This window comes from Paenibacillus sp. BSR1-1, from assembly GCF_030403775.1.
Classification (GTDB): Bacteria; Bacillota; Bacilli; order Bacillales; family Cytobacillaceae; genus Neobacillus.
Map to the genome: position 1 here is coordinate 345,194 of NZ_JAQMWQ010000003.1, position 25,331 is coordinate 370,524.

Annotated in this window: 23 protein-coding genes; 5 read left to right on the top strand and 18 right to left on the bottom strand. The window is 39.2% G+C overall.

Annotated elements, in window-relative coordinates:
* Nucleotides 1–93 precede the first annotated feature (93 nt).
* The 6 genes from PH210_RS07405 to PH210_RS07430 all read right to left on the bottom strand — a co-directional run bounded on the left by PH210_RS07405 (nt 94) and on the right by PH210_RS07430 (nt 7,449).
* Nucleotides 94–1,692, bottom strand: coding sequence for an amidohydrolase (locus PH210_RS07405; protein ID WP_289984289.1), 1,599 nt, complete (start codon nt 1,690–1,692; stop codon nt 94–96).
* A gap of 152 nt (nt 1,693–1,844) precedes the next feature.
* On the bottom strand, nt 1,845–3,479 hold the full coding sequence (locus PH210_RS07410) for an ABC transporter substrate-binding protein (protein WP_289984291.1): 1,635 nt from the start codon (nt 3,477–3,479) through the stop codon (nt 1,845–1,847).
* 48 nt (nt 3,480–3,527) lie between these two features.
* Nucleotides 3,528–4,445 (bottom strand): oligopeptide ABC transporter permease, encoded by a 918-nt coding sequence (gene opp4C, locus PH210_RS07415; RefSeq protein WP_289984293.1) that lies wholly within the window; start codon nt 4,443–4,445, stop codon nt 3,528–3,530.
* A gap of 17 nt (nt 4,446–4,462) precedes the next feature.
* The gene (locus tag PH210_RS07420; RefSeq protein ID WP_289984296.1) at nt 4,463–5,413 is read right to left on the bottom strand and encodes an ABC transporter permease; all 951 of its coding nucleotides are present in this window, start codon (nt 5,411–5,413) and stop codon (nt 4,463–4,465) included.
* 30 nt (nt 5,414–5,443) lie between these two features.
* The gene (locus PH210_RS07425; RefSeq protein ID WP_289984298.1) at nt 5,444–6,436 is read right to left on the bottom strand and encodes an ABC transporter ATP-binding protein; all 993 of its coding nucleotides are present in this window, start codon (nt 6,434–6,436) and stop codon (nt 5,444–5,446) included.
* On the bottom strand, nt 6,433–7,449 hold the full coding sequence (locus tag PH210_RS07430) for an ABC transporter ATP-binding protein (protein ID WP_289984300.1): 1,017 nt from the start codon (nt 7,447–7,449) through the stop codon (nt 6,433–6,435). The genes PH210_RS07425 and PH210_RS07430 overlap by 4 nt, the downstream gene beginning before the upstream one ends.
* Nucleotides 7,450–7,682: 233 nt before the next feature.
* Here PH210_RS07430 and PH210_RS07435 point away from each other — a divergent pair, with 233 nt between their 5' ends.
* Both PH210_RS07435 and PH210_RS07440 read left to right on the top strand, forming a co-directional pair.
* Entirely contained in the window at nt 7,683–8,420 is a 738-nt protein-coding gene (locus PH210_RS07435) for a response regulator transcription factor (protein ID WP_289984302.1), read from the top strand.
* 13 nt (nt 8,421–8,433) lie between these two features.
* Nucleotides 8,434–10,203 (top strand): sensor histidine kinase, encoded by a 1,770-nt coding sequence (locus PH210_RS07440; protein WP_289984303.1) that lies wholly within the window; start codon nt 8,434–8,436, stop codon nt 10,201–10,203.
* A gap of 73 nt (nt 10,204–10,276) precedes the next feature.
* Here PH210_RS07440 and PH210_RS07445 read toward each other — a convergent pair whose 3' ends face one another.
* Complete coding sequence (locus PH210_RS07445; protein ID WP_289984305.1) at nt 10,277–11,464, bottom strand: M20 metallopeptidase family protein; 1,188 nt, start codon at nt 11,462–11,464, stop codon at nt 10,277–10,279.
* A 14-nt stretch (nt 11,465–11,478) separates the two neighbouring features.
* A complete protein-coding gene (locus PH210_RS07450; RefSeq protein WP_289984306.1) occupies nt 11,479–12,666 on the bottom strand; it encodes an amidohydrolase in 1,188 nt (395 codons plus the stop codon).
* Between the two features lie 192 nt (nt 12,667–12,858).
* Here PH210_RS07450 and PH210_RS07455 point away from each other — a divergent pair, with 192 nt between their 5' ends.
* From PH210_RS07455 to PH210_RS07465, 3 genes are all read left to right on the top strand, one after another.
* Entirely contained in the window at nt 12,859–13,371 is a 513-nt protein-coding gene (locus PH210_RS07455) for a gamma carbonic anhydrase family protein (RefSeq protein ID WP_289984307.1), read from the top strand.
* Between the two features lie 342 nt (nt 13,372–13,713).
* Nucleotides 13,714–14,199 carry a DUF2975 domain-containing protein gene (locus PH210_RS07460; RefSeq protein WP_289984309.1) on the top strand — a complete coding sequence of 162 codons (486 nt, stop codon included), beginning with the start codon at nt 13,714–13,716 and terminating at the stop codon, nt 14,197–14,199.
* A gap of 1 nt (nt 14,200) precedes the next feature.
* Nucleotides 14,201–14,428 carry a helix-turn-helix domain-containing protein gene (locus PH210_RS07465; RefSeq protein WP_289984311.1) on the top strand — a complete coding sequence of 76 codons (228 nt, stop codon included), beginning with the start codon at nt 14,201–14,203 and terminating at the stop codon, nt 14,426–14,428.
* A 190-nt stretch (nt 14,429–14,618) separates the two neighbouring features.
* On the opposite strand, the gene map is transcribed toward PH210_RS07465, so the two are convergent.
* From map to PH210_RS07515, 10 genes are all read right to left on the bottom strand, one after another.
* On the bottom strand, nt 14,619–15,359 hold the full coding sequence (gene map, locus PH210_RS07470; RefSeq protein WP_289984314.1) for a type I methionyl aminopeptidase: 741 nt from the start codon (nt 15,357–15,359) through the stop codon (nt 14,619–14,621).
* Between the two features lie 97 nt (nt 15,360–15,456).
* Nucleotides 15,457–16,158 carry a YdeI/OmpD-associated family protein gene (locus PH210_RS07475; protein WP_289984316.1) on the bottom strand — a complete coding sequence of 234 codons (702 nt, stop codon included), beginning with the start codon at nt 16,156–16,158 and terminating at the stop codon, nt 15,457–15,459.
* Between the two features lie 78 nt (nt 16,159–16,236).
* Complete coding sequence (locus PH210_RS07480) at nt 16,237–17,562, bottom strand: MDR family MFS transporter (protein ID WP_289984318.1); 1,326 nt, start codon at nt 17,560–17,562, stop codon at nt 16,237–16,239.
* A 140-nt stretch (nt 17,563–17,702) separates the two neighbouring features.
* Nucleotides 17,703–19,382, bottom strand: a complete 1,680-nt coding sequence (locus PH210_RS07485) for a SpoIID/LytB domain-containing protein (RefSeq protein ID WP_289984320.1) — start codon at nt 19,380–19,382, stop codon at nt 17,703–17,705.
* A gap of 105 nt (nt 19,383–19,487) precedes the next feature.
* A complete protein-coding gene (locus tag PH210_RS07490) occupies nt 19,488–19,757 on the bottom strand; it encodes an aspartyl-phosphate phosphatase Spo0E family protein (protein WP_289984322.1) in 270 nt (89 codons plus the stop codon).
* Nucleotides 19,758–19,978: 221 nt separating this feature from the next.
* Nucleotides 19,979–21,220: an ATP-binding protein gene (locus PH210_RS07495; RefSeq protein ID WP_289984323.1), complete on the bottom strand. Its 1,242-nt coding sequence runs from the start codon at nt 21,218–21,220 to the stop codon at nt 19,979–19,981.
* Between the two features lie 176 nt (nt 21,221–21,396).
* Nucleotides 21,397–22,263 (bottom strand): proline iminopeptidase-family hydrolase, encoded by an 867-nt coding sequence (locus PH210_RS07500; protein WP_289984325.1) that lies wholly within the window; start codon nt 22,261–22,263, stop codon nt 21,397–21,399.
* On the bottom strand, nt 22,256–22,915 hold the full coding sequence (locus PH210_RS07505) for a Type 1 glutamine amidotransferase-like domain-containing protein (protein WP_289984327.1): 660 nt from the start codon (nt 22,913–22,915) through the stop codon (nt 22,256–22,258). Before PH210_RS07505 ends, PH210_RS07500 begins: the two co-directional genes overlap by 8 nt.
* A 14-nt stretch (nt 22,916–22,929) precedes the next feature.
* Nucleotides 22,930–23,757, bottom strand: a complete 828-nt coding sequence (locus tag PH210_RS07510) for a hypothetical protein (protein WP_289984328.1) — start codon at nt 23,755–23,757, stop codon at nt 22,930–22,932.
* Between the two features lie 118 nt (nt 23,758–23,875).
* On the bottom strand, nt 23,876–24,994 hold the full coding sequence (locus tag PH210_RS07515; RefSeq protein WP_289984329.1) for an NADH-dependent flavin oxidoreductase: 1,119 nt from the start codon (nt 24,992–24,994) through the stop codon (nt 23,876–23,878).
* Nucleotides 24,995–25,331: the final 337 nt, after the last annotated feature.

Sequence of the window (25,331 nt, forward strand, 5' to 3'; positions counted from 1 at the left end):
TTATATTTAGACAATTTATAAAGCGCTTACATTTTTGGAAAGACATTTGTCCTCCCAAGGAGAACAAATGTCCACGAACGGTGCCTGACACCATTATTTTTGGTGTTTTATTTCGCCGTTGATGATGGTCATTTCAATCTCAGTTGTGAGGAGCTCATCTGGGTTTTCCATTGTCATTAGGTTTTTGGAATAGACGGTCATGTCGGCTAGTTTGCCGCGTGTGATGGTTCCTTTTATATGTTCTTCGTTGGTGGCGTAGGCTCCGCCGATTGTAAACAATTTAATTGCTTCCAATACAGATAATATTTCTTTCTCATTCCAGCCTTGATGGGTTTCTCCTGGGGCTCTGCGGGTTACGGCTGCATGGATACCAAGCAATGGGTCAACAGGCTCTACTGGAGCATCTGATCCTCCAGCACATAAAACTCCTGCATTCAGTAACGTTTTCCATGCATACAAATATTGTTCCCTTACATCCCCTACTCTTTCTCGTACCCATGGATAGTCCCCTACGACAAATCTTGGCTGGATGTCAGCAATTCGACTCCTGTCCGCTAATCTCTGGACTAAATCCGGACGAACCAGAGAGGTATGAATGATGCGGTCACGATGGTCCACTGTCGGAAATTGGTCGAGTATGTCTAAAACATTTTCCAGCGCTTTATCTCCAATGGTGTGTACGGCAATAGGCATGGAAAAGTCACGAGCCTCCTTAACAATCTCATATAGGGCATCCTGATCAAGCATCGCATCCCCAAATTCGCTTGGAGCGTCATGATACGGTTCAGAAAGCAGTGCTGTTCTCCGGCCGAAGGCCCCATCAGCAAAAATTTTGATTGTCCCTATTTGAAGCCTCTCATTACCAAAACCAGCATGCATTTCTCTTTCTTTCAATCGTTTAAGAAAAGGATAATCAATGAGGAGATTACACCGTAAACCAACCTGCTCCTGATTCAGTAATTCATCATACAATCGATATGTTTGATCAAGCCCTCCTAAATAAGCAGGGTCATTGGTATGTACACTTGTTAACCCCATCGAAATGGCAAAATTCATGGCATTCCGCAATCCACTTTTTAATTCTTCGTATGTTTTATCCGGAATGTTTTTCGTCACGAGCTTTGAAGCAGATTCCAGCAAAAGTCCAGTCGGCTTTTTCGAAACTGGATCCATGACTACGGTTCCACCGACCGGCACTTCAACAGATGGATGGTACCCGCTCCTTTCTAAGGCCTTGCTATTCACCAAAAATGCATGGGTGCATATTCGCTTTAGGTAAATGGGACAATGCGGCGCAACATAATCCAGCTCCTCGATGGTCGGAATGGTGCCCTCAGTGAAAAGATTCTCATCCCAGCCCATACCAACAAGCCAGGTCCCTGGAGGAATGGTTTTCGCCCGTTCCTCAATTTTCCTAAGCATTTCGCTTTTGGACTTCACTCCTGTTAAATTGAGGTCTAAAAGATTAAAAGCAACACCTGAAAGATGCAAATGGCTGTCAATCAGACCAGGTGTAACCGTTCTGCCCTGTAAATCAATGATATCAGCATCTTCGTTTCCCCATTGAAGAACCATATCGCGATGGTTTCCTAAATCAATAATTCTGCCATTCTCAACTACAACTGCTTCTACTAATGGCAAATTCGAATCAAGCGTATAGATTTTTCCATTGGTAAAAATCGTCTTTGACATTGCCGCTCCCCCTAGCCATAAAAATTGTTTGACATATTTCTTCTATATATAATACCAAAGATGATAGGTTACTCGACAACTTCATTTTAAATATAGTTAAACTAAAAAAAGAGACCACCTTCCTTAAGGAAAGTAGTCTCTTCCTAATGCTATTATTTTTGTACTACCCAATCTTGAACATTATAGAACATACCAAATTGTTTTGGTAAACCTACTTTTACCTTTTTAGATACCGCTCCCATCAAGTAATCGGAATAAAGGGAAATAGTAGGCACGTCTTCATGTAAAATTTCTTGAACTTTATTGTAAATGACTCTGCGATTTTCAGGATTTGGTTCTAATTTTCCTTTATTCAACAATTCATCCAACTCTGGATTGCTATAACCCGCAAAGTTATAAGGTCCGCCTGTTCCATAGAAGGCACTTACATCAGGATCCACTTGATAAGGTATTCCAAGGAACATTAAATCAAAATCATGTTTTGCCCCTTTTTGCATATGGGTAGGGAAATCAAACTTTTGGATTTGAACATTTAAACCGACTGCTTTTAGATTCTCAGCTATAATAACGGCTGATTGTTCACGAACCTGGTTGCCAATTGGAACATTGACGCGAATTGGTTTACTCTTATCCCAGCCTGATTCCTCAATAAGCTTCTTTGCCTTCTCCGGATCATATTCATAGTTCTTAATATCTTTATCAAAATAAGGGTGGAGTTTTGTATACGGCCCATCTATGATCTCAGCCTTACCTTTTAGCAGCTTGTCAACAATTTGAGGTCGGTTAATCGCATAGGCAATCGCTTGACGCATCTTCGGATCAGTAAATGTTTTAGTATTCATGTAGATTTCTTGATAATCATAGCCTTTGCCGTCTACAGCCTCGACATTCGCCATATTTTTCACCTTTTCAACATCTTGGATGGCAATGGCTCCAGTGGATGGGTAATTCAAATGAATTTCGCCCGTTTGCAGCTGTGCAGTCATATTGGCTTGAGGCACAACTTTAAAGAAAAGCTTTTCGGTCTTCGGTGCCCCGCGGTAATAATCAGGGTTCGCTTTATATTCCACCTGTGTTTCCCCTTTGAAATTTACAAGTGTATAAGCACCATCTGTTACAGTCGGTTTCAGCATAAATGGATCTTGATGAAGCTTTGCGGGATCTTTATCTTTTAGGATATGGCTCGGAATGGTTCGGATGTTGATTAAGTTCCCTTTAATATAGTTAGGGTCAGTCGGTTTTTTTGTATGAATGATAAACGTTTTCTCATCGACGATTTCGATACCTTTTACCGTTTTTTCCCCTTTAGGCAGCTGCCCATTATCATCTAACCCTTCAATGATATTAAGAGTTTTCAGGCCAACGCTTTGAACAGCAGGATTTGCTAAAGTGTCAAAGGTGAATTTAACATCCTCTGTTGTAACAGGCTTCCCATCCGTCCAATTTGCTTTTGAATTAAGTTTAATTGTAAAAGCTTGATTATCTTTTGTTTCAAAGCTTTCTGCTAACTTAAATTGGAATTCCATATTTTCGTTTAGTTCAAAGAAAGGGTCGAATAGAATCGATGATAGAGTCATAGCTCCTAAATCACGGGCGTTGATCGGATTAAGTGTACCTATTGCGTTTGAAACCCCCACCACAATGGTATCTCCCAAACTTGCAGCTGTATTCCCCTTTCCTTTGTCCTTTGATGAAGACGATGTTTCATTTGTACCAGAACATGCACTTAAAAATAGCAGCAAAGCAATGGAAAAAATGGTTAAAAACTTTACCTTCCCTATTCTCATCTCTGTCCCTCTTTTCCTTATAAAATATTTGATTAGCATTCTACAGAACTATTTCAATGTTTTCGGATCAAGTGCATCACGCAGCCCGTCTCCGATAAAATTGATAGCTAAAACAACTAGAACAATCATTATCCCTGGAGGAACCCAAAGCCATGGCTGCGAGGTTAATACCGTTAAGGATTGGGCATCAGTCAGCATATTTCCCCAGCTCGCTGTTGGCGGCTGTACCCCCATGCCCAGAAAACTAAGCGATGCTTCTACAATGATGGCAGCCGCTATTCCAAACGTTGCCTGGACAAGAATAGGTGCAATCGCATTCGGCAATATATGCTGAAATAAAATCCTTGGAGTACTTAACCCAAGCACCACCCCAGATTTCACAAAATCAACATGCTTTAACGAAAGAACGCTGCCCCGGACAAGTCTGGCAACTGACGGCCAGCCGAGAAGTCCCAATATCCAGATAATATTTAACAAATTAGGTCCGAGAATACTGACGACTACAAGGATTAACATCAGGCTTGGAAATGACATGAAGACATCGGTTAAGCGCATTAACACGATATCTACCCATCCACCAAAGTAGCCTGAAACCGCACCGACAATCGTACCTATGATACTATAAATCAAAACAGCACCAAGGCCGACTATCATCGATACCCGGGAAGCATAGATTAAGCGGGTAAAAAGATCCCGTCCAACTTGATCGGTGCCTAACCAGTGCTCCGCGGATGGCGGCGCTGAAAATTCATCATAAACCTGAAAGGGTTCCTTTGGTGCAATCAAAGGAGCAAAAATGGCAACGAGGATAATGAAAAGCATAAAAATACTCCCGGCCACCGCTAAACGATGCTTCATAAAGCGTTTTACGATAAGCTGTAAAGGTGTTTCCTCCTTCCCCAGCTCTGTATTAGAAATGGGTGGTATTTCCACTTCATTTTTGATACCAGTTTCCAGCATCGGCATAAACGATCCCTCCTCTCCTACTTATATTTAATCCGTGGATCCACAAACGAATAGAGAATGTCCGTAAATAGATTTGCAAATAAAACCATAAAAGCTGTTAAAAGATTGAGCGCCATCAGAGTTGGATAATCCCTCGACATGATGGATTGGATGGTAAGTTGTCCCATTCCCGGCCACTGAAAGACCTGTTCCGTAATAACCGCCCCTCCAAGTAAAAAAGGAATTTCAAGACCGATAATCGTGATAATCGGAATGAGTGCATTTTTTAAAGCATGTTTATTGGTTATGACGATTTCTTTTAATCCCTTAGCCCTGGCAGTCCGCAAATAATCCTGTCCCAGTACCTCTAGAAGACTTGCTCTGACATAGCGGACGTATTGTCCGGCAATTCCGACCGCCAAAACCATAACCGGTAGGATGAGATGCTTGATCTTATCGAAGAAATCATCTTCACTCCCGAGGGTCGACATCCCTCCTGCAGGAAGCCATTGTAATTGTACAGCGAAGATATAAATAAGACCCAAGCCAAGGAAAAAATGCGGAATGGAGATCCCAAAAAAGGAAGTACCGGTCGCCAAATAATCAAGTTTGCTATATTGCTTTACTGCACTTATAATTCCGATTGGCAATGCAATAATTAACCCTATGATAAGGGCAAGAAACGTTAATTGAAAAGTAGGACCAATCCTTTCTAAAATCACTTTCGAAACAGGTTCATAGGTAGAAAACGAGTAGCCCAAATTGCCCTGCACCAGATTACCCAGCCAATGAAAAAATTGAACCCATAAAGGGTCATTCAAGCCTAATTGTTCTTTCCGTAAATTGAGAAGCTCTTGTGAAGTGTTGGGGTCAACATACATATCAACCGGGTTCCCTGGCGCCATATTAATAATGATAAAGTTGACAATCGTTACCCCAAATAAGACTGGAATTGCAATTAATAGCCTGCGAATTATATATGGAACCAAATTTGCCCCCTCCTTCTAAAACGTATCTTCTTACGCTTCATTAATGGCAAAGCATGCAACACTATGTTCCATACCTTTAAGAACCGGACTTTGCTCCCGGCAAATCGCGGTTGCGATTGGGCACCGTGTATGAAAACTGCATCCGCTCGGCGGATTTGCTGGGCTCGGCACATCGCCAGGTATGATGATTCTTTCTTTCGACCTTAGTTCAGGGTTCGGAATAGGATAGGAACTTAATAATGCCTTAGTATAAGGATGCTTTGGATTACGAAAAATTTCTTCTGTTTTCGCTACTTCAACGATTTTCCCTAAATACATGACGGCAATTCGATCACTGATGTATTTCACGGCACCTAATCCATGGGCAATAAATAAATACGTAAGGTTAAATTCCTTTTGCAAATCCTTTAAAAGGTTTAGGATTTGAGCCTGAATTGAAACATCCAAAGCAGAAACGGGTTCATCACAAATAATCAATTTTGGATTAAGAGATAAGGCTCTAGCAATTCCAATCCGCTGCCTTTGACCGCCGGAAAATTCATGAGGATAACGATTTTTATAGCTTTTAGGTAATCCCACCAATTCAAGAAGTTCATCCACTCGTTTATGGAGGTCTTCTTTCTCAACTACTCGATGAATTTTCATCGGCTCCTCTAATAGATCCTTGATTCGCTTCCTAGGATTCAAAGAAGAATATGGATCTTGAAAAATTATTTGCAGGTCCCTGCGAATACTTTTCATCGTTTCACTATTTGCTTTCGTAATTTCCTGCTCCTGAAAGAAGACTTTTCCCTCTGATGCATTTTCAAGCCTTACAAGTGTTTTTCCAATGGTTGATTTACCACAGCCAGATTCCCCTACCAATCCAAGTGTTTCACCGGATTGAATGAAAAAATCGACCCCATCCACTGCTTTAACATGTCCAACCGTTCTAGAAAGGATCCCTTTTTTAATAGGATAATAGGTTTTTAATTTTTCTACTCTTAATAGAGGATTTGTTCCCTTTTCCATCGTGATGGTCATTTGACTAATGCCTCCTTTGGCATTCCAGTGATCTTACCTGGTTGAACATCCTCGATTAACCAGCATCTCACTTTGTGACCTTCCTGAATTTGCTCAAGTCCAGGCTGTTCCTGCTGGCATCGCTTTGTGGCATGTGGACATCTAGCATGGAATCTGCAGCCTTGCGGCATATTCTTCAAACTTGGGACTGAACCAGGAATTGAGGCAAGCCGCTGTTCATTTTCATATTCCAAATGAGGGATGGACGCCAATAACCCTTGTGTATAAGGATGCTTTGGTTCCTTAAAAAGCGTGAATACATCAGCCTCCTCCACGACCTGCCCTGCGTACATGACAATGACTCGATCGGCAGTCTCGGCAATAACTCCAAGATCATGGGTAATGAGCATGATAGCCGTATCTGAATCCTTTTGTAAGTTTTTCATCAAATGTAAAATTTGTGCCTGTATCGTTACGTCCAGTGCTGTAGTTGGTTCATCCGCGATAAGAAGCTTCGGTTTACAAGCCAAGGCTATGGCGATCATCACCCTCTGCCTCATCCCTCCCGATAACGCATGCGGATACTCCTTCATGATTTCCTTTGCCCTCGGAATACCAACCTTTTTTAACATTTCCACAGCATATTCCTTTGCTTCCTTACTATTCATTTTCAGATGAAGCTTAATTCCCTCTATCATTTGATTGCCAATGCTGAATACAGGATTTAGGGAGGTCATAGGTTCCTGAAAAATCATAGAAATTTCATTCCCCCTGATTTCTCTTAATCGTTGTTGTGTTACCTGTGTCAGATCTTCATTACCGAAAAAAATATGTCCATTTTTTACTTTTCCGTTTTTACCGAGCAGACCCATAATCGACAATGAAGTAACACTTTTACCGCAACCAGATTCACCCACAATCCCGATAGTTTCACCCGGTTTGACAGAAAAACTAACCTCTTCAACCGAAATCACTTCTTCCTTGTCCGACTCAAAGGAAATTTTTACCTTATCAACTTCAAGCAAAGGTCTCATCCGCTCACCACTCTTCCAAAGATATAATATTAAAAATATTCAGTCTTTTCACATGCTGTTTCATTACCGTTTAACTTGATTAACACTATTTAATCAAAGTATTGAAATGAAAAAAAGGGACTTGGATTGACATTTCGTATCATTAATTGACAAGCAAAAAAGGATTCCTCTTGTTGAACCATTAAAAGTATTGTATATTTTGAATATTATAAAATTTGCCAGGAGGTGTACGAATGTATAATTTGGTGATTGCTGATGATGAATATGAAATCCGGCATGGATTAGTAAACTTTTTCCCATGGGAAGAAATTGGTTTCGAAGTGATTGGACAGGCATCAAATGGTAAAGAGGTACTGGAGCTGATTTCGAAGGGCAATACTGATGTATTACTCTGTGACATACAAATGCCAATCATGACTGGCATTGAGGTGATAAAAGAAATTCACCAGCAGAATTCACCTGTAATGACTATTTTTCTAAGCGGTTTTCAGGAATTTCACTATGCCCAGTCAGCCATTAAATATGGGGTAAAGAATTATATTTTGAAACCGACTAAATTTTCGGATTTAACTGAAGCGTTTACTCAAATCAAGAAAGAGCTCGATCTAAGAAATCCCTCCTCTCCCCTATCAGAAATTGCAGCAAACGTAAAAGATGAGGACCCTATTATTCAAAAAATAAAAGATTATGTAAAAACCAATTATAAAAACGCCACCTTAGAAGATGCCGCACAAATTGTTTTTATGAACCCCCATTATGTAAGCAAGTATTTTAAACAAAAAACTGAAGAAAATTTCTCTGACTTTGTCTTTCAAATAAAAATGGAAGAAGCAGCAAATTTATTGAAAACGATGCAATATAAGGCATATGAGGTCAGCGAAATGGTCGGATACAGCAACGCCAAGAATTTCACGAGAGCTTTCCGTAAATATTTCGGTATTAGTCCGAAAGAATATAGACTCATAAATTAAGGACTCATGATACATGGACTCACTTAAACGCTCCTTTTATATTAAAAATTTAATCAAACTTCTCATTCCAATGCTCATTCCTATCTTCATTCTAGGATCTATCGCGATACCCTTAATTCATTTCAATTTAAAGGAAAAAATTAATCAGGAAAATCTGAACCTGCTTAATCAAATTCAAATGAATGTGGAAATGATCTTTGATGAATTGAATTCGATCAATTTAACCATTGCCGCTAGTGCAGTTGAATTTATTGATCTGCAAAACATGCTAGAAAAAGAATGGCTTGACCAAGAGGATTATGTAAAGCTGGCATCAATCAAAAATACGATTGATTCCCCTGCTATAGCACATCCATATGTTGATTCCATTTACATTTACATACAAAATGACAAAAATCGTTTTTTAACCTCTACCACCGGCGGAGTGGTCGACCTTAATACTTTTGAAGACACTTCTTGGTACGAGAGTTTAATTAAAGAGAAAAGTAGTGATAAAGTATGGACAAAGAAAAGAACCATCGTTCGGAAGCCAGAAAATTTTCCCGCTAAAAAAATAGAAGTCATTTCCGTATATCGAAGTTTTACTCTTGCAAATGGCGATCTTGGTTACATTGTCTTGAATGTAAACACAACTTATTTGAAAGATTATCTAAATAGTTTATATAAAATGCCAGGACAAAATATTTTGGTGATGGATATGACTAACCAGATTCTCTTTGAAAACCATCCAGTCCATTTAACCTCTTCTGAGATTGAGAAAATGGTTACTACACAAAATGAAATCGACACCCTGAAAATTCAGAACGAAGCTTCTATTGTTTTTAAATTGGAATCTGAAAAATATAGTTGGTTGTTTTTTTCATCTATTCCGAAGAGTTCTCTTTATAAACTCCCGTATCAATTGATTATGGTTACGATAATTCTACTATTCTTGTCAATCATAGTTGGGGGAATTTCAGCTTATTTCTTAACGAAAAGAAATTTCGCCGACATCCGTTCTATTATCACCATTTTAAATAAAGCAGAAAAAGGTGAACCTCTCCCACATTTACCAACCGTGATAAAGGATGTTCACAGCTTTATTATTCATAAAATCGTGACGAACTTTATGGAGCAATCCTATATGAAAGTTCTTCTTTCGGAACGAAAGTATAAAATGCAAGCACTGGAACTATCTATGCATCAATCACAATTAAATCCTCATTTTTTATTTAATACACTGGAAACGATTAATTGGAAGGTTATTAGTCTTACGAAGAGACCAAATGAAATTAATGATATGATCGATCATTTGGCAAATATCCTTCGTTTTTCTTTAGATGCAAATGATGATTTAGTGGTATTAAAGGATGAAATTAAACATACGAAAAGTTATGTGGAAATTCAAAAGATCAGGCACAAAGATCAATTTACATGTGTATGGGAATGGGATAATGATGTTGAAAAATATTATGTCGTAAAACTCTTTCTGCAGCCCCTTATTGAAAATTCGCTCGAGCATGGCATGACGGGATTGGAAAGAACTCTTTCCATAAAGGTGCGAATCAAAAACAGTGCATCATTCCTAAATGTATCGGTCATTGACAATGGTACGGGAATTGGAGCGGAAAAATTAATGGATATTCGCTCAAAATTGGAGTCAGCTTATTCCTCTTCTGATCATATCGGTCTTTATAATACGAACAAGCGGTTACAATTAACCTATGGAGAAAAACACGGAATTACCATTCGAAGTAAGCTCGGATGGGGAACGATAGTAGATGTGAAGATACCAATCAATTAAATTTAGAATCTATAAAAATGAAGCCGGCGAAGAGCAAAACAAACTACCCCGCCGGCTTCTTTCCGCTTCATGTTTAATTTTCATTTAAAAATTTTAAGGAAGTCCGTACAAAATAATGAACCCCAAGAATCAGAGCCCCTTCTTTTACATCAAATTTTGGATGATGATGCGGATAATTTTCAGCAGGATTTTCGCTTCCTGCGCCCAGGAAGGTAAAACAGCCGGGAGCAACCTCGGCAAAAGCTGAGAAATCTTCACTTCCCATCAAGGCTTGGGAGCGGACAAAGTTGCTTTCCCCAAAGGTTTCCACAATCGTATGTTCTACAAGAGAGGTAATATTTTCTTCATTTATAGTTGGACTATATCCAAAGTTATAGTCTAATTGATAGGTTGCATCGTGAGCCGCTGTCAGCCCCTTCGTTAACTTTTCAATCCAAACTGGAATCTGCTTGCGAATTTCAGGGTCAAACGTACGGACGGTTCCCCCGATTGTCACACGATCAGGTATGATATTATTGGCGGTTCCTCCATGGAACTGGGTAACTGAAATAACGGCACGCTTGCTCGCATCCACTTTGCGGGAAATAAGCTGATTGATCCCATTCACAAGCTGTACTCCAATCGCAATGGGATCAACCGTTCCATTGGGTTCTGAACCATGTCCCCCCTTGCCCTGAATTAAGATATCAAAATCATCACATGCTGCTGTCACATCTCCATAACAAAGGGAAAATTTCCCTAATGGACCTTGAGAACCAAGGTGAAGCCCAATTACGCCATCGATCCCCTCTGCTGCCCCTGCCTTGATCATCTCTTGTGCACCGCCAGGGGACAATTCCTCCGCATGTTGAAAGAAAAATCGAATTTCCCCATTTATTTCGTCCTTTAACTGGGAAAGGACTTTTGCAGCGCCCAGCAGCATGGCCGTATGCCCATCATGTCCACAAGCATGCATGACTTCGTTTTTTTGCGAGGCAAAGGGCAAACCTGTTTCCTCTTGAATGGGCAAAGCATCCATATCGGCTCTCAAGCCAATCACCCTGCCTGGCTGTCTGCCAAAAAGGCGTCCCATAACACTTGTAGGAGTTACCCATGAAACCTCAATATTTCCGAAGGATTGCAGTTTTTCAAATACGTATTTGGAGGTTTCGACCTCTTCAAATGAAAGCTCAGGATTTTCATGGAAATGCCTGCGCCATTGGACCACCTCCGCTTCAACGGATTCTACCATGTTTTGAATATCGACGATTTTTTCAATCACAATTTTAGCCTCCTCTATTTTTCATTCAAAAATTTTAAGGCTGATTGCACGTAATACTGTACACCAAGAATTAGAGACTCTTCTTTCACATCAAATTTAGGATGATGATGCGGGTAATTCTCTTCCGGTTTTTCACTTCCTGCACCTAAGAAAACAAAACAACCTGGGGCAACTGCCGAAAATGCTGAGAAATCCTCTCCTCCCATGATGGCTTCGGCAATCACGCGATTGCTTTCTCCAAACGTTTCCACAATGGTTTGATCCACCAATGCGGTGATCTTCTCCTCATTCACAACGGATGAGTATCCAAACTGATAATTCAATTGATAGGAAGCATCATGGGCTTCGGATAGCCCTTTGGTAATTTGTTCAATCCAAACTGGAATTTGACTGCGGATCTCCGGATCAAAGGTACGAACTGTCCCGCCCAGGGTCACGCGGTCAGGGATGATGTTATTGGCTGTTCCTCCATGAAATTTTGTAACCGAAATAACTGCACGTTTACTGGCATCCACTTTTCGAGAAATAATCTGATTGATTCCATTTACAATCTGAACACCAATTGCAATAGGATCTACAGTTGCAAAGGGTGCGGACCCATGTCCACCTTTACCTTGGATTTCAATATCAAAAGCATCCGTTCCAGCTGTTACAGGACCATAGCATACGAAAAATTTGCCGGCAGGAATTTGCGACGCAAGATGGAGTCCAATTACTCCATCAATTCCTTCTGTAACACCAGCTTTAACCATTTCTGCTGCGCCACCTGGGAAATGCTCCTCAGCATGCTGGAAGAAAAATCTGATTTCCCCTTTTAATTCGTCCTTTAATTGAGAAAGGACCTTTGCGGCTCCTAAAAGCATGGCAGTATGTCCATCATGACCACATGCGTGCATGATATCCTTGTTTTTCGAGGCGAATGGCAGTCCTGTTTCCTCTTGAATTGGGAGCGCATCCATATCTGCTCTTAAGGCCACAACTTTGCCTGGGTGGCTGCCTACGATCCGTCCCAATACACTTGTAGGAGTTACTTTTGAAACTTCGATACTACCGAAGGCTTGGAGCTTTTCAAAAACGTAGTTGGATGTTTCAAACTCTTTAAACGAAAGCTCAGGATTTTCATGGAAATGCCTGCGCCACTCAACTACTTCCTCTTCAACGGCTTCAACCAATTTCTGAATATCAACGACTTTCTCAATCATATTCCTTTACCTCCTCCAAATTCTGTATTCAAGATAATTTTAGAGAAAAAAGGTGAATGAAAACAACAAAAATTTAGAATATTCGAATAGTTGCCAAATAATGAGTATTTTTCTTAAAACAAGAGACCTTTTTTAGTATTCTTTATGCTATATTGAATTCAGAAGATTCTAAATACATAGGAGAGATGAAAAATGAAGATTCCATACAATGGGTATTCCCCTAAAATTCATGAATCTGTATTTGTCGCACCAGGGGTTTATTTGGTTGGGGATGTGCAAATTGGGAAGGATTCAACAGTTTGGTTTAATGCGGTGTTAAGGGCCGATGAGGGTCCAATTATTGTCGGAGAAAGATGCAGCATCCAGGATAACACCACCATCCATTTATATGAAGGATGTCCCGTCATCATTGAGGATGATGTTACCGTTGGCCATAATGTTATTTTGCATGGGTGCAAAGTTGGCAGGAATTCGATTATCGGAATGGGTTCTACACTATTGGATAATGTCGAGGTTGGTGAGGAATGCATTATTGGCGCCAATACACTCCTAGCTGGTGGAATCAAAATCCCGCCCCGCTCCCTTGTTGTCGGCTCACCAGGTAAAGTGGTACGTGAGTTAAACGAGAAGGACTTGCAATTACTGAAAATGTCCAGTGAATCTTATGTTCAAAAAGGAAAGGAATATAAAGAAATATTGGAATAATGTAAAAAAAATGGTGCGGGATAGTAACGGGTTCTCTTTTGGGGTGCAAAAAATCAATTTACATTTTTGCGTGAATTACACAGGAATTCACGCTTTTTATTTTCTTGATATTATTACACTCTTTGATGTTATCTTTCGTTTTTGATTTACTTTGTTAAACAAGTTGTTAATTTAAAGTAAAAGCATTTCTTTGTGATGAGAAATGCTTTTTATTTTTGTCAAATTGAAAGGAGATTTTTTTAACAATAATAATATAATAAAAGACAATACTAATTTATTGTAATACAATAAATCTCGTGTTAAAATCATTTTGTCATTTAATAAGTGAGGTGTTTATTTTATATGAATGGTAAACGAGGTTCAACCATTTTCTTAAAGGTAATTATTTTTCTGGCTGGAATTGCAGTGCTTGCTTTATGTATATTTTTCGTACCCCGTTTTGCGAATTTTGCATCAAAATTATATCCAAATATTGCCTCATTGAAATTTCTCATTTTCATCGTGATGTATGGAGCGGCTGTACCTTTTTACTTTGGGCTCTATCAGGCTTTCAACCTTTTACGGTACATTGACAAAAACACAGCGTTCTCGGAATTATCTGTCAAGGCATTAAAGAACATAAAATCCTGTGCGATTACAATCAGTGGTTTGTATGTATTAAGTTTGCCACTCTTTCATGTTATAGCGAAGAAAATTGACCCTCCTATTGGATTAATGGTAATCATCATCGTTTTTGCTTCGTTGGTTATCGCCGTTTTTGCTGCTATCCTCCAACGGCTTCTACAAGAAGCAATTAACATAAAATCAGAAAATGATTTGACGGTCTGAGGTGGAGGATATGACAATTATTATTAATATTGATGTTATGTTAGCAAAAAGGAAAATGAGCGTAACGGAGCTTTCAGAGAGAGTTGGAATTACTATGGCGAATCTTTCTATTCTGAAAAATGGGAAAGCAAAAGCGGTTCGTTTTTCAACATTAGAAGCGATATGTAAGGCTTTGAATTGTCAGCCAGGTGATATTTTGGAGTACAAAAGCGACGAAGACAATCAATAAAAACAGACAACAAATTTTTTAAACGGGAACAGATAGATAATTTAAGGGATAGCTATTATGCTATCCCTTCATTGCGTTTATTGATGTTATTTACTCAGAGAATTGCTAGGCTTTCATTTACCGATGTAGAACTTTTTCCGTCCTCGCGGAAAATGTACCGAGTTTTTTTCGTATTAAAATAAGAAACTAATTATTGTGTAATAATAATTGGTCCGTCTTTCGTAAGAATCAATGTATGTTCAATCTGAGCGACAAAGCTTTTTTCAGTAGCATAAGTCCATTCGTCGTCTTTCTGAAACACTTCTTCTTCATCCGTAGAGATAAACGGTTCGAAGGCAATGACCATACCCTCTTTTAGCAGCTCATCATCCCATGGTTCATAATAATTGTAAACATGGTCCGGTGCTTCATGAATCCTGCGGCCAATTCCATGCCCTGTTAGATTCTTAATAACGGTTAACCCATGTTGTTTAGCAGTTTGGTGGACGGCTTTGCCGATCCCGCTTTTTTTAGCGCCTGGTCGTGCTTTCTTAAGACCAGCTTCAAACGCTAATTTTGCCACATCACAAACTTTCTGCAGAATGTCTTTCCCTTCCCCGACTACAAAGGAAATGCCTGTATCAGCGAAATAACCGTTTTTAGAACCTGAAACATCGATATTAACAAGGTCACCTTCTTGAATATCCCGCTTACCAGGAATACCATGTGCCACCTCATCATTGACACTTATACAAGTATATCCAGGGAAATCGTACTCTCCTTTTGGAGCAGAAATGGCCCCTGCTTTTTCAAAAAGCTCACCAGCGATATCATCCAATTCTTTAGTGGTAATTCCCGGCTTCGTTTGACGAACCATTTCATCCCTGATGGAAGCCACAATTTTACCAATTTCCTTTAAACTTTTAAAATCTTCTTCTGTTTTTGCAATCATCGTCTACTACCTACTCTTTATTTTAATGTAATCATTTTAATATTTTACCTTTAGTTGCGTGAAAAATCCAAGAAAAAACAATGATAAAAGGCCTCTCTCATTTCAAAGTCCATTTTGCATCATAATTCCGCTTACTTTGCCGATATAATTCCATGGATTTAAAACCATCCCCCAAAACGGTTTCCATTTCGAGCAGGCGTTTTTCCTGGGTTTCTTTTCTTTTGGCACTGTATACATACCGTGCCCAATCCTTTTGATAGCCAGGAGTTAGGTCATTATAGAAATTTAATAAATCCTCTTTATGGTTTAAATACTGTTTAATGTCTTCCACATGATTAATATAATCATCCACACATTGACTGGCCTTTGAGCTTGCCGCTTTCTTTGGTTCGGATTTCAATCCTACCACCGTGAACACATCATTTAAACTCACCATTCTGGCGAACTTAATATCGCTTCCGGAAACATAGCCATCTTCATCCACACCAATGCCGGGGAAAATACTATCGCGTTCTATGTATTCCTTATATGTTGGATTCCCTTTTTTCGGATAAGCAAAGAACAAATACCCTTTATCCCTCAATAGTTTCTTTTCAATCACAAGCTTAATTTGTTTGGAAAACTCTTCTATGCTGAAGACAAAGAAAAAGCACATATCGTATTGTTCTTTTTGAATCGATGAATCGAATTCAAGGTCATTAAAATCGCTCACAGCTTCTGGCAGGCCAAGTATGAGCTTCTTAGGATATTTTGCAAGATTCAACTTATCAACAATCGTTTTTTGCGAATTCACTTTCATTGCTCCCTTAGTCTCTATTTCCTATAGTATAAATTTAAAAACCCGCCCTCGTCTACAATGGAAGGCGGGTTTTCAATCTTAATTTTCTCTTAAAGCAGCCGTTTTGGCTGGAATGAAGAAGCTTAATAAGACCGTTACCAGGCTTAAACATAATGCATACAGAAAGACGTTTTTCATACCGATAGAAATGCTAGCTGCCTGGTTAATAAGGAGACCCATAATAGTTACCCCAATTGAAGTCCCGATGTTTCTCAAAAACATTTGTAAGGAAGTTGATACTCCTTTAATATCTGCGTCAGCAAATTCCTGAGAGGCAATGGTACCAACCGCAAATAATAAGCCAAAAGAAACCCCTTGGACGGTCAAAATTAGAAACATCCCTAAGTAGGATAGTTCATTAAGGAATAAAAATAATGCCAGTCCTGATAAAGCCGTGATAAAGCTTCCAATGATAAATAAATTTTTATAACCGAATCGGATAATCCATTTCCCAGCCGGCGTGCTTCCAAACATCCAGCCGATGGCAATACTTAAGAGAATCAGCCCGCTTTTATAAATGCTCATGTGGTTTCCTTCTTGCAAATACAGAGGAATAAAGTTGGATGTTCCAAAAAAGGATAGACAGTAGACCAACATAAAAAGATTAGACATGAGGATTCCCTTGTTTTTAAACAACGAAACAGGAAGAAATGGATGCTGCTCTTTCTTTTCCACCAAAACAAAGACGATCAATCCAATAAAGCCAATGATCACGAACCAAAGGGCATTGCTGACATTTGTGGCCAGCAATAACAGGGAGATTGAAATCCCGAATAGGAAAAAGCCTTTAAAGTCGATATAAGTCTTTTTAAATTCAGATTGTTCCTGATATGGTATTAAACACAGCACGGTTGCAATACCTATTGGGATATTGATGAAGAAAATCCATCTCCAAGATAAGGCTTCAACAAAAAAAGAACCTAGAACAGGACCGACAATAGAGGAAATGGCCCAAATACTGCTAAAGACAGCCTGGATTCTCCCCCGTGTTTCGATGGTGAATAAATCACCAACGATGATGATGGAGAGTGGAATCATCCCGCCGGCTCCTAGGCCCTGTATTCCCCTAAAAATGATTAGCGTCACCATCGAGTTCGCCATGCCGCACAGGATGGAGCCGAGAGTAAATAAGCCGACTGCAAACATTAATAGTTTTTTTCGACCGTACATGTCTGAAAGTTTTCCGTAAAGTGGAACGGTAACGGTGCTTGCCAGCATATAAACGACAAATATCCAGGCGAATAACTCCATCCCGCCAAGCTGTTTCACGATGGTCGGGCTTGCCGTTTGCATGATGTTGGCATCGAGTGCCGAAATGAGGGTTGTTATTACTAAACCCCAGAACACATATTTATTTTTGTTCATAAAACCTCCTGAAAAAAAGACATGTTGATTTTTAACTGCCTATTTTTTACAATACTTCTCCTATTTATCATTATAGCAAAATCGGAATCTATTTATCTAATGTTTTTCAATAAAAAAAGGCTGAAGGAATTCAGCCGTGATTACATAATTAAATATCCGCTGCTATGGAATTGATACCATTTTCCTGCAATATATTGACGGTTTTGAACCATTTCGCCGCTTTTTGTTAAATAGTAGGTTTTATCCCTATCCTTGATCCAGCCGGTTGCCATCGCACCAGTGGAGGTTAAGTAGTACCATTTATTTTTGTCCTTAAGCCATCCAGTCGCCATTGCGCCAGTTGGCTTCAAGTAATACCATTTCCCGCCGATAGACTTCCAGCCTGTTTGCATTTCACCCTTGCCATTTAAATAATACCACTGGCTGGCATTCTTTAGCCATCCTGTTGCCATTGAACCGTTTGGATTTAAAAAGTACCATTTCCCATGGTCATCCACCCAGCCGGTTTGTTTGCTGCCTTGCACCGCAATTGATGATGGTCCATAAATGTTTACAATGGAAATCCCGATATAATAAAATTTTAAAATTTCATCGTAAGTTTTTCCAGCATCGGCCATGTTTTTGGCGCCCCATTGACTCATGCCGACACCATGACCATCACCTAATCCCTTGACAGAAAATGTATCATTATCCGATTTAAATTCAGCCACTAAATAACTCCACATGACACGATTCCCAATAATGGAGCGGACTATTGATGCACTTACATCGGCTATGGCTAGACGCTTGAGAATTAATTTCCCATCGACATCCACGTTATCTTTCTCTAAAAACTCGACCGTAATGCTCCCTTTGTTTACTCTGCCGCCAGAACCGGCAGCATATAAAGAAAATTCAGGGATAGCCGTGATTTTAATTTCATTATTTGCATAACCATTGGCATTTAACCACATTTTAATATTAGATGTAATCGTCTGATCTGCTTCTTTCGTTGTGGACCACCATTCAGAAGACTTTGCTAAATCTAAAGAGGAAATATCCATTTGTCTTTTATGAAGAGAAAAGCTCCAAACTGTTTTGGGGTCATAAGGGTCTTGCTTGATCGCTAAATAAGGAACGAGTGCCGTCCCCCAGGCATTAGCGTTGTTCTCAGTCCGTCCGCCGTTGCTTGCGGAATATACAGCATTGATTAACCGCCCGTTATACTCGGCAACCTGCCCCTTCGTATCTTCAACCGCTTTTGTCGAATTCGCAGTCCAATTGTAGCCGCCGTATACTTGATAAGCGATCGTATCGTCAATAACACCACGAGTAGTGTAGCTCATCGCATACGTTCTTGCTGCAACAGCTTGCGTTTTAAGGGCTTCAACATCCCATGAAGGATACATTTCAATGGGCACAACCCCTTTTAAGTAATCCTCCATGAACACAGAATTAATCGGACGAACATATCGCTTATTTTCCACCTCAAAATCAAAACTGCCAAGATAGATGCGATTATTTATGGAAAGCTGGGAATTCGGCTTAACTGGTTTAGTAGATAAAACATTAGAAGAATATAGAAGAGCGCCATTTTTATATAAAGAGATTTTTCCATTTTCCTGTTTTACTAGATAACTAGTACCTGATATTAACTTTATATTCTGGTCACTGGTAAGATAATCGCCATTTGGTTTTAGCGTAATTTCGGTTTTGTTGCCTAAATAATTAATCAACTTCACTTTAACGATTGGTTCTGCCTGTTCGGCAAAAATCTTATTATGGGGAACCAACGGAACAACGATTGTAAAAATAATCACATATAGCAGGACTTTTTTCAATCTATTTTTCCCTCCGAAACTATTAATAGTACCAAGTGCTAGGATTATCATATATTAATAGTTCAGAAGCCCTCAATGGAATATATTTTCCAAATGTAAATCCTTTTAAACTTGAAAGTAACGAATGTATGAACTACACCCTAACATAAGAAGCTTAAATGTGCATTCATTTAAGAAAAGGATCAATTCATGATATTGTTGGAGGGGGTTAAAACGGTTCGGCCGCAATTTTAAACGATTATATTCGTTAATCATATCGTCCAGTTCTTGGCTGCAGAGAATTGTTTCTTCGCATTGGAGTCCTTTTGCCAAACCTATTTTTATCATCTCGTCTCTTTTCTTGTTTATTGCCTTTTCTAACTGTTCCTGTCTCATAGCAAAAATACACCTCAGAAAATATGTAATAATTTCGAATACTGTAAACAATTGACGCAAAATGTATTATATCACGTTATCGAATTAGTAGTATCGTTTCGCTAAAACAAGCTAAAAAAAGACGGGATTCCAATATTTTCGACCTTTTCATACAATGAACCGCTAAAATCGACATCTTCTCACAAAAAAAGAATCCCCAGTCCTTGGAGATTCTTTTTGAACTATGAATAGCTGTATTCCTTTTTCAGCAATGGCTGTGTTATCGTCGGCAAAACGATTTCAATTGTTGTGCCTTGATTTATTTTACTTTGGATCATTAGCTGGCCATTATGACTTTCAATAATCCGGTAACAGGTCATTAAACCGAGTCCTGTTCCTTTTTCTTTGGTCGTATAAAAAGGCTCACCAAGAGTGGCGATCCTCTCAACAGGAATACCTACCCCTTGATCCGTAATTTTTATCGAAATATTTCCCTCTTCTCTTTCCTTTACGTTCACAAAAATATTACCGCCATCCGGCATAGCTTCAATAGCATTTTTTAAAAGATTTAAAAATACTTGCTTTAACTGGTTTTCCTCACAGCTGATTGTCGGGATTTCCCCTTCAAAATCAACGAAGATTTCCACGCTGTTTAATATGGATTGGGTATTCATTAGGGTGATGACATCCTTAATTAACACCGTTACATCTTTTTCAATAAAAACAGCCGCGGTTGGTTTTGCCAAAAAAAGAAATTCACCAACAATCGAATTGATCCGTTCTAGCTCTGCTAAAACTATATCAAAATACTCATCCTGCTGCTGATTGGCCTTAAATAGCTGGATAAAACCTTTGATTGAAGTAAGTGGATTGCGGATTTCATGGGCAATCCCGGCGGCCATTTGCCCTAGTAATGCCAATTTCTCAGACTTTTGTAACAAACGGTCAGTTTGCTCTTTTCGGTCGGTAATGTCCTTCCCAATCGACAGAAGAGCCTCTTTACCACCAAATACGATATTCATAGAGGAAGCCTCAAAATAAAATATCGTTCCGTCAAGCCGCCGTGCTTTGTATTCAATCGTATTGACCGGCTGTTTTGCTTTTTTAATTTGCTTATATCGCTCCAATAAACGTTCCTTATATTCAGGAACAATGAAATCCATAATGGTTTTTCCGAACAATTCTTCTTTATTCTTTGCACGAGCCATGGATAATGCAGCTTGATTTACATAGATAAATTTATGGTCGTGGGTAATATAAACCGGTTCAGGTAAGGAATCGATCAATTTCTTGTAACTCTCCTCACTGTCACGAGCTTTTTTTCCCAAGTAGCGAGCTTTATCATATTGCCATCCGACCACCCAGGCGATGGCGGTAAAAATTAAAAAATCAAGCGTGAAAAAAGGATGGTGTTCGAAGAATCTTTGATATATTGTAAAAAGTATCGAAATGGATACTAAAGAGATTTGACCCATGTGTTTCATTGCATTGCCCCTTATATAGGAAAATTGTCTTATAACAAATTTCGGCATAATCCTATATATTCCTTCTTCTAAATCTATGTTTCTTTATAATAATAGCAAAATAATAATAGATGGGAATAATCTTTTTTAAAAAAGGAAAAATCCACCAGGATCAATTGGTGGATTTTTTGTAAATTTTAGTCGACTGATTTCAGGTATTCTCCTACCACCTGCAAAAATTCCTCCGGCTCTTCTACATACGGCATATGAGCACTGTTCTCAAATACGTGGAATTTGCCATTATTTGTCAGCCTGCTAAAATACTCGGTTGATTCCGGTGTCGCCTCATCAAAACGACCGCAGGTGAACAAAGTGGGACAAGTGATTTCCTTTAATTGGGAAGTACAATCGAAATTTTTCAAGTTTCCTAGTACTGTGAATTCAGACGGTCCCCACATAATATTGTATACTTCTGGATTGCGATATTGGGAGCCTTGTTTCAACCATTCTGGATACGGATCCATTCTGTTTACGAAGTTTTTATTAAACTCAAGCGTTGCTTCCTGATATTCCTTAGAATCTGTCCTTCCCGATTCTTCACAGCGTAAAATGATTTCTTGAATCTCTTGCGGCAGCTTTTTCAGGTTCCGCCGCTGATCTTCCTCCCACAAAGGAGCGCTAAGGCAAGGACTAGAAAAAATAACACTTTTCACGCCGCTTGGCTTTGTTAAACAATAAGCTGCAGCCAGCGTCGTCCCCCATGAATGACCTAAAATATGTACTTTATTTAAGTTAAGGGCACCTCTGATTTGGGCTAATTCCTCGACAAACCGTTCAAGTTTCCATAATGTGGTGTCTGTTGGCCTCTCCGACCTGCCACAACCTAATTGATCATAAAAAATAACCGGACGATCCTCCGCCAAAGCTTTTAACCCTTGGAGCGAATAACACGAGGAGCCAGGTCCTCCGTGCAAAATGATGACGGGCGTCCCAGCACCTTTTTTATTGTATATTTCATACCAAACCTTGCCGCCTGTTACTTCAATAAATCCTTCTTCATGCATGATTAGAACCCCCTTCAATTATTTTTCCATTACGAATTTCATTAATCTTCCCATAGAACTCGATATGATCACCTTGAATGACAATGCCATCCCCGTCATTACAGGTATAAATGGTCTTGTGTTTAGAATACACTAAAAGCTCCGGCAACCGATTCTTTTGTGTATGCCAATGCGGCATAAACTCAAACTCTATTAATTTTAAAGCGTTTAATTGTTCCAAGTGAACGAAATTTTCATCTATGTATGATGCGATTTTTATCGTCTCTGACATCAAAATACTTCCGGCACTTACACCAATCAATAGTTTCCCATTAGTTGCCATCTCATTTAGTTTTCCAAGTAAGTCCCTCTTTTGTAAGTTTTTTAAAAAATAGAAGGTATTCCCGCCGGATAAGTAGACGCCGTCACAGCTTTCGAGCTCGCCTAGCAAGGATTCGTCATACTCCTTATCTACATCAAAATAAACGAACTTGTTTATACCTAAAGAACGAAAATATTCCTTTGCCTCGGCAAAGTATTTCTTTTCTTTATCTGACTGGGAGGGAATATATCCAAGTTTAAATGATTTCACTAAGGAAAGCTCTTTAATCCGTTCTTCTAACTGAAGATTATTTTTCTTGGAAAAATCACTTAATAATACTAAATTTAACAATTTTCTATCCTCTCTTACAATCCTTTTTTTATTTGATAAACGATATAACTTAATACCAAGGTAAACAGCGAAAAAAGGAAAGCAATCCCTGATAAGGCCAGGACATACGCATTATATTCCGCCAGCTTGAGGATTAACCGGTAACTGTCTAAATGGAGCAGTCCTGAAGCAAGGTTCAATAAAACCAATAAAAAGAAGATTGTCAACAGTCCTTTTGCCGAGCCTTGGATATCCGATTTACTCAGAGCAATATGGGAAGAAATACTGATGGCAATAACTAAAAAGATCCAAAAAAGCGGGTTGATGAAATTTTCTATGGTAAATAGACTTTTACTAATCGCTAATATGGCTCCTACTATTGATTTAATAACATTTATATCCAGCCTTTCAAATGAAACATGCTCACGAAGCTGCTGTTGAAAGGTTATAAAGGATTGAGGCACGAACAGATACATACCCAATATCAACGAACCGATTCCACTAAAAATGGGACCTAAACCAATAAAAAAATTCCCCACCTGCTGATACAGGCTGTTTCGGTTATATTGATGCTCGACAAATCCAAGCACGCCATTAGAACTGTTCAACTGAAGGAGTTTGACCCTCGTAACCCGATGTCCCCACAGGAAGCACTGGATAAGATGACCGATTTCATGAATGGGGGTCCCAATCCATGCCGTTACCAACACTCCTTTTGGGCCGAAAGTTCTAATCAAAAAAGTATTAGAATACTTTTCGAAAATCCCTAACAAAAGACCCGCAGCAATAATGCTGCCTACTAAATAAAAAAGTTCTATCAAACTTAACAGTAAGGTATGGATAAAAGATAATAGGATGTCCATCTCTAATGGTCCTTTCGAATATTTTTCCTATTTACCCATGCTATACCAAATTCATTAAAATATTCAATAACCATTTTATCACAAAAAAAAGCATCTAAATGAAGATGCTTTTCGAATATTATACACCTGGAAACCATCCCGGGGTATGGATAATGGCTTGCCAAAGTGGATCTGGAACGACAAGTTCATGCTGTTTCGTTTTGTCTATCTTGGTTATAATCTCATTTTCCTTTCCTTCTGCAATCTTTTGCACCCAATCTGGATCCATAATGATTTCACGCCCAAGTGCAAGTAAAGGAATCCCTGTTTCAAGTGCTTTTAGTGCTTCATCCGCCGTACGAATCGACCCTACACCGATAACAGGAACATGAGAGCCGACTCGCTCTTGAATAATTTCAATTCGAGAACGCGTATCATCAATGCCTCTCCTCGGTGTGGACCAAAAGTCCATTAGCGATACATGCAAATAATCAAGATCTTTTTCCGAAAGTGCATCTATTAAATACAATGTATCAGCCATGGTAATTCCGGGTGTTTCCGGTTCTTCTGGTGAAAACCGGTACCCTATAATAAATGAATCATTGGCATACTTCGCAGCAACACTCTTTACCTCGTCCACTACTGCCAATGGGAAGTTCAGACGTTTATCAAGACTTCCACCCCAGCGGTCGTCACGACGGTTGGAATGTGGGGAGAAAAATTGTTGAATAAGATATCCATTCGCCCCATGGATTTCAACACCATCGTAGCCAGATTCAATCGCCCGGCGTGTTGTTTCTCCAAAGTCGCGGATAATTGCCTCTACCTCTTGTTCAGATAATTCTCTAGGAACTGGCTTTCCTTCACCTTCAGCAGGAATGCTGCTTGCACTGACAACATCGCCGTTTACTAACTCAGGTGGTACTTGGCGTCCGCCATGAAAAATTTGCAGAATCGCTTTTGCTCCCTGTTCTTTTATCGCAGATGCGAGCCTTTTAAGACTTGGAATAAACTCATCCCGATCCCCGCCGAATTCTCCATGAAACCCTTTCCCATTAGCGGTTACATAGGTACAGGCCGTAATGACCATTCCTACACCTGCGGACCGCCTAGCATAATACTTTACTTCAGCATCTGAAACAGTATCATCCTGATTGGATGAAAAGTTTGTCATCGGTGCCATAACCATCCGATTCTTTAAAGTTATTCCATTCTTAAGCGTAAATGGTTGGAATATAGGTGAATATTTAGAATTCATTGACTTCCCCTCCATATTTCAAGAAATAAGGAGTTGCTAATGCTAATTAACAACTCCTTGTTTCAATCAAATTATTGACCATCTGCCCCATTTGGCGTTACTCTTCGAATATGTCATCTTCAAAGTTGTTTTTACGAGCCTCTTCAACTTAATCGTTTAACAATTTCTTTTGATCAACGTCTGGTGAATGCTGGAGATTATTTTTTGACAAGTTAAATCCCCCTTAATAAACCTTGTTTACCTTTTTTATTTTGCTTCTTTTAAATAAAAATACTCTTCTTTTCTGTTATCGATATAAACCAACAACGAAAAACCTCGTTTATTTACGAGGCTAATC

Coding starts and splice junctions, on each gene's coding strand:
- PH210_RS07500 (WP_289984325.1), bottom strand. CDS start 22,263: ATGCATGAAGAAGGATTTATTGAAGTAACAGGCGGCAAGGTTTGGTAT.
- PH210_RS07460 (WP_289984309.1), top strand. CDS start 13,714: ATGAATGGTAAACGAGGTTCAACCATTTTCTTAAAGGTAATTATTTTT.
- PH210_RS07495 (WP_289984323.1), bottom strand. CDS start 21,220: ATGAAACACATGGGTCAAATCTCTTTAGTATCCATTTCGATACTTTTT.
- PH210_RS07435 (WP_289984302.1), top strand. CDS start 7,683: ATGTATAATTTGGTGATTGCTGATGATGAATATGAAATCCGGCATGGA.
- PH210_RS07455 (WP_289984307.1), top strand. CDS start 12,859: ATGAAGATTCCATACAATGGGTATTCCCCTAAAATTCATGAATCTGTA.
- PH210_RS07450 (WP_289984306.1), bottom strand. CDS start 12,666: ATGATTGAGAAAGTCGTTGATATTCAGAAATTGGTTGAAGCCGTTGAA.
- PH210_RS07430 (WP_289984300.1), bottom strand. CDS start 7,449: ATGAGACCTTTGCTTGAAGTTGATAAGGTAAAAATTTCCTTTGAGTCG.
- PH210_RS07425 (WP_289984298.1), bottom strand. CDS start 6,436: ATGACCATCACGATGGAAAAGGGAACAAATCCTCTATTAAGAGTAGAA.
- PH210_RS07410 (WP_289984291.1), bottom strand. CDS start 3,479: ATGAGAATAGGGAAGGTAAAGTTTTTAACCATTTTTTCCATTGCTTTG.
- PH210_RS07405 (WP_289984289.1), bottom strand. CDS start 1,692: ATGTCAAAGACGATTTTTACCAATGGAAAAATCTATACGCTTGATTCG.
- PH210_RS07515 (WP_289984329.1), bottom strand. CDS start 24,994: ATGAATTCTAAATATTCACCTATATTCCAACCATTTACGCTTAAGAAT.
- PH210_RS07475 (WP_289984316.1), bottom strand. CDS start 16,158: ATGAAAGTGAATTCGCAAAAAACGATTGTTGATAAGTTGAATCTTGCA.
- PH210_RS07490 (WP_289984322.1), bottom strand. CDS start 19,757: ATGAGACAGGAACAGTTAGAAAAGGCAATAAACAAGAAAAGAGACGAG.
- PH210_RS07440 (WP_289984303.1), top strand. CDS start 8,434: ATGGACTCACTTAAACGCTCCTTTTATATTAAAAATTTAATCAAACTT.
- PH210_RS07480 (WP_289984318.1), bottom strand. CDS start 17,562: ATGAACAAAAATAAATATGTGTTCTGGGGTTTAGTAATAACAACCCTC.
- map (WP_289984314.1), bottom strand. CDS start 15,359: ATGATTGCAAAAACAGAAGAAGATTTTAAAAGTTTAAAGGAAATTGGT.
- PH210_RS07510 (WP_289984328.1), bottom strand. CDS start 23,757: ATGGACATCCTATTATCTTTTATCCATACCTTACTGTTAAGTTTGATA.
- opp4C (WP_289984293.1), bottom strand. CDS start 4,445: ATGCCGATGCTGGAAACTGGTATCAAAAATGAAGTGGAAATACCACCC.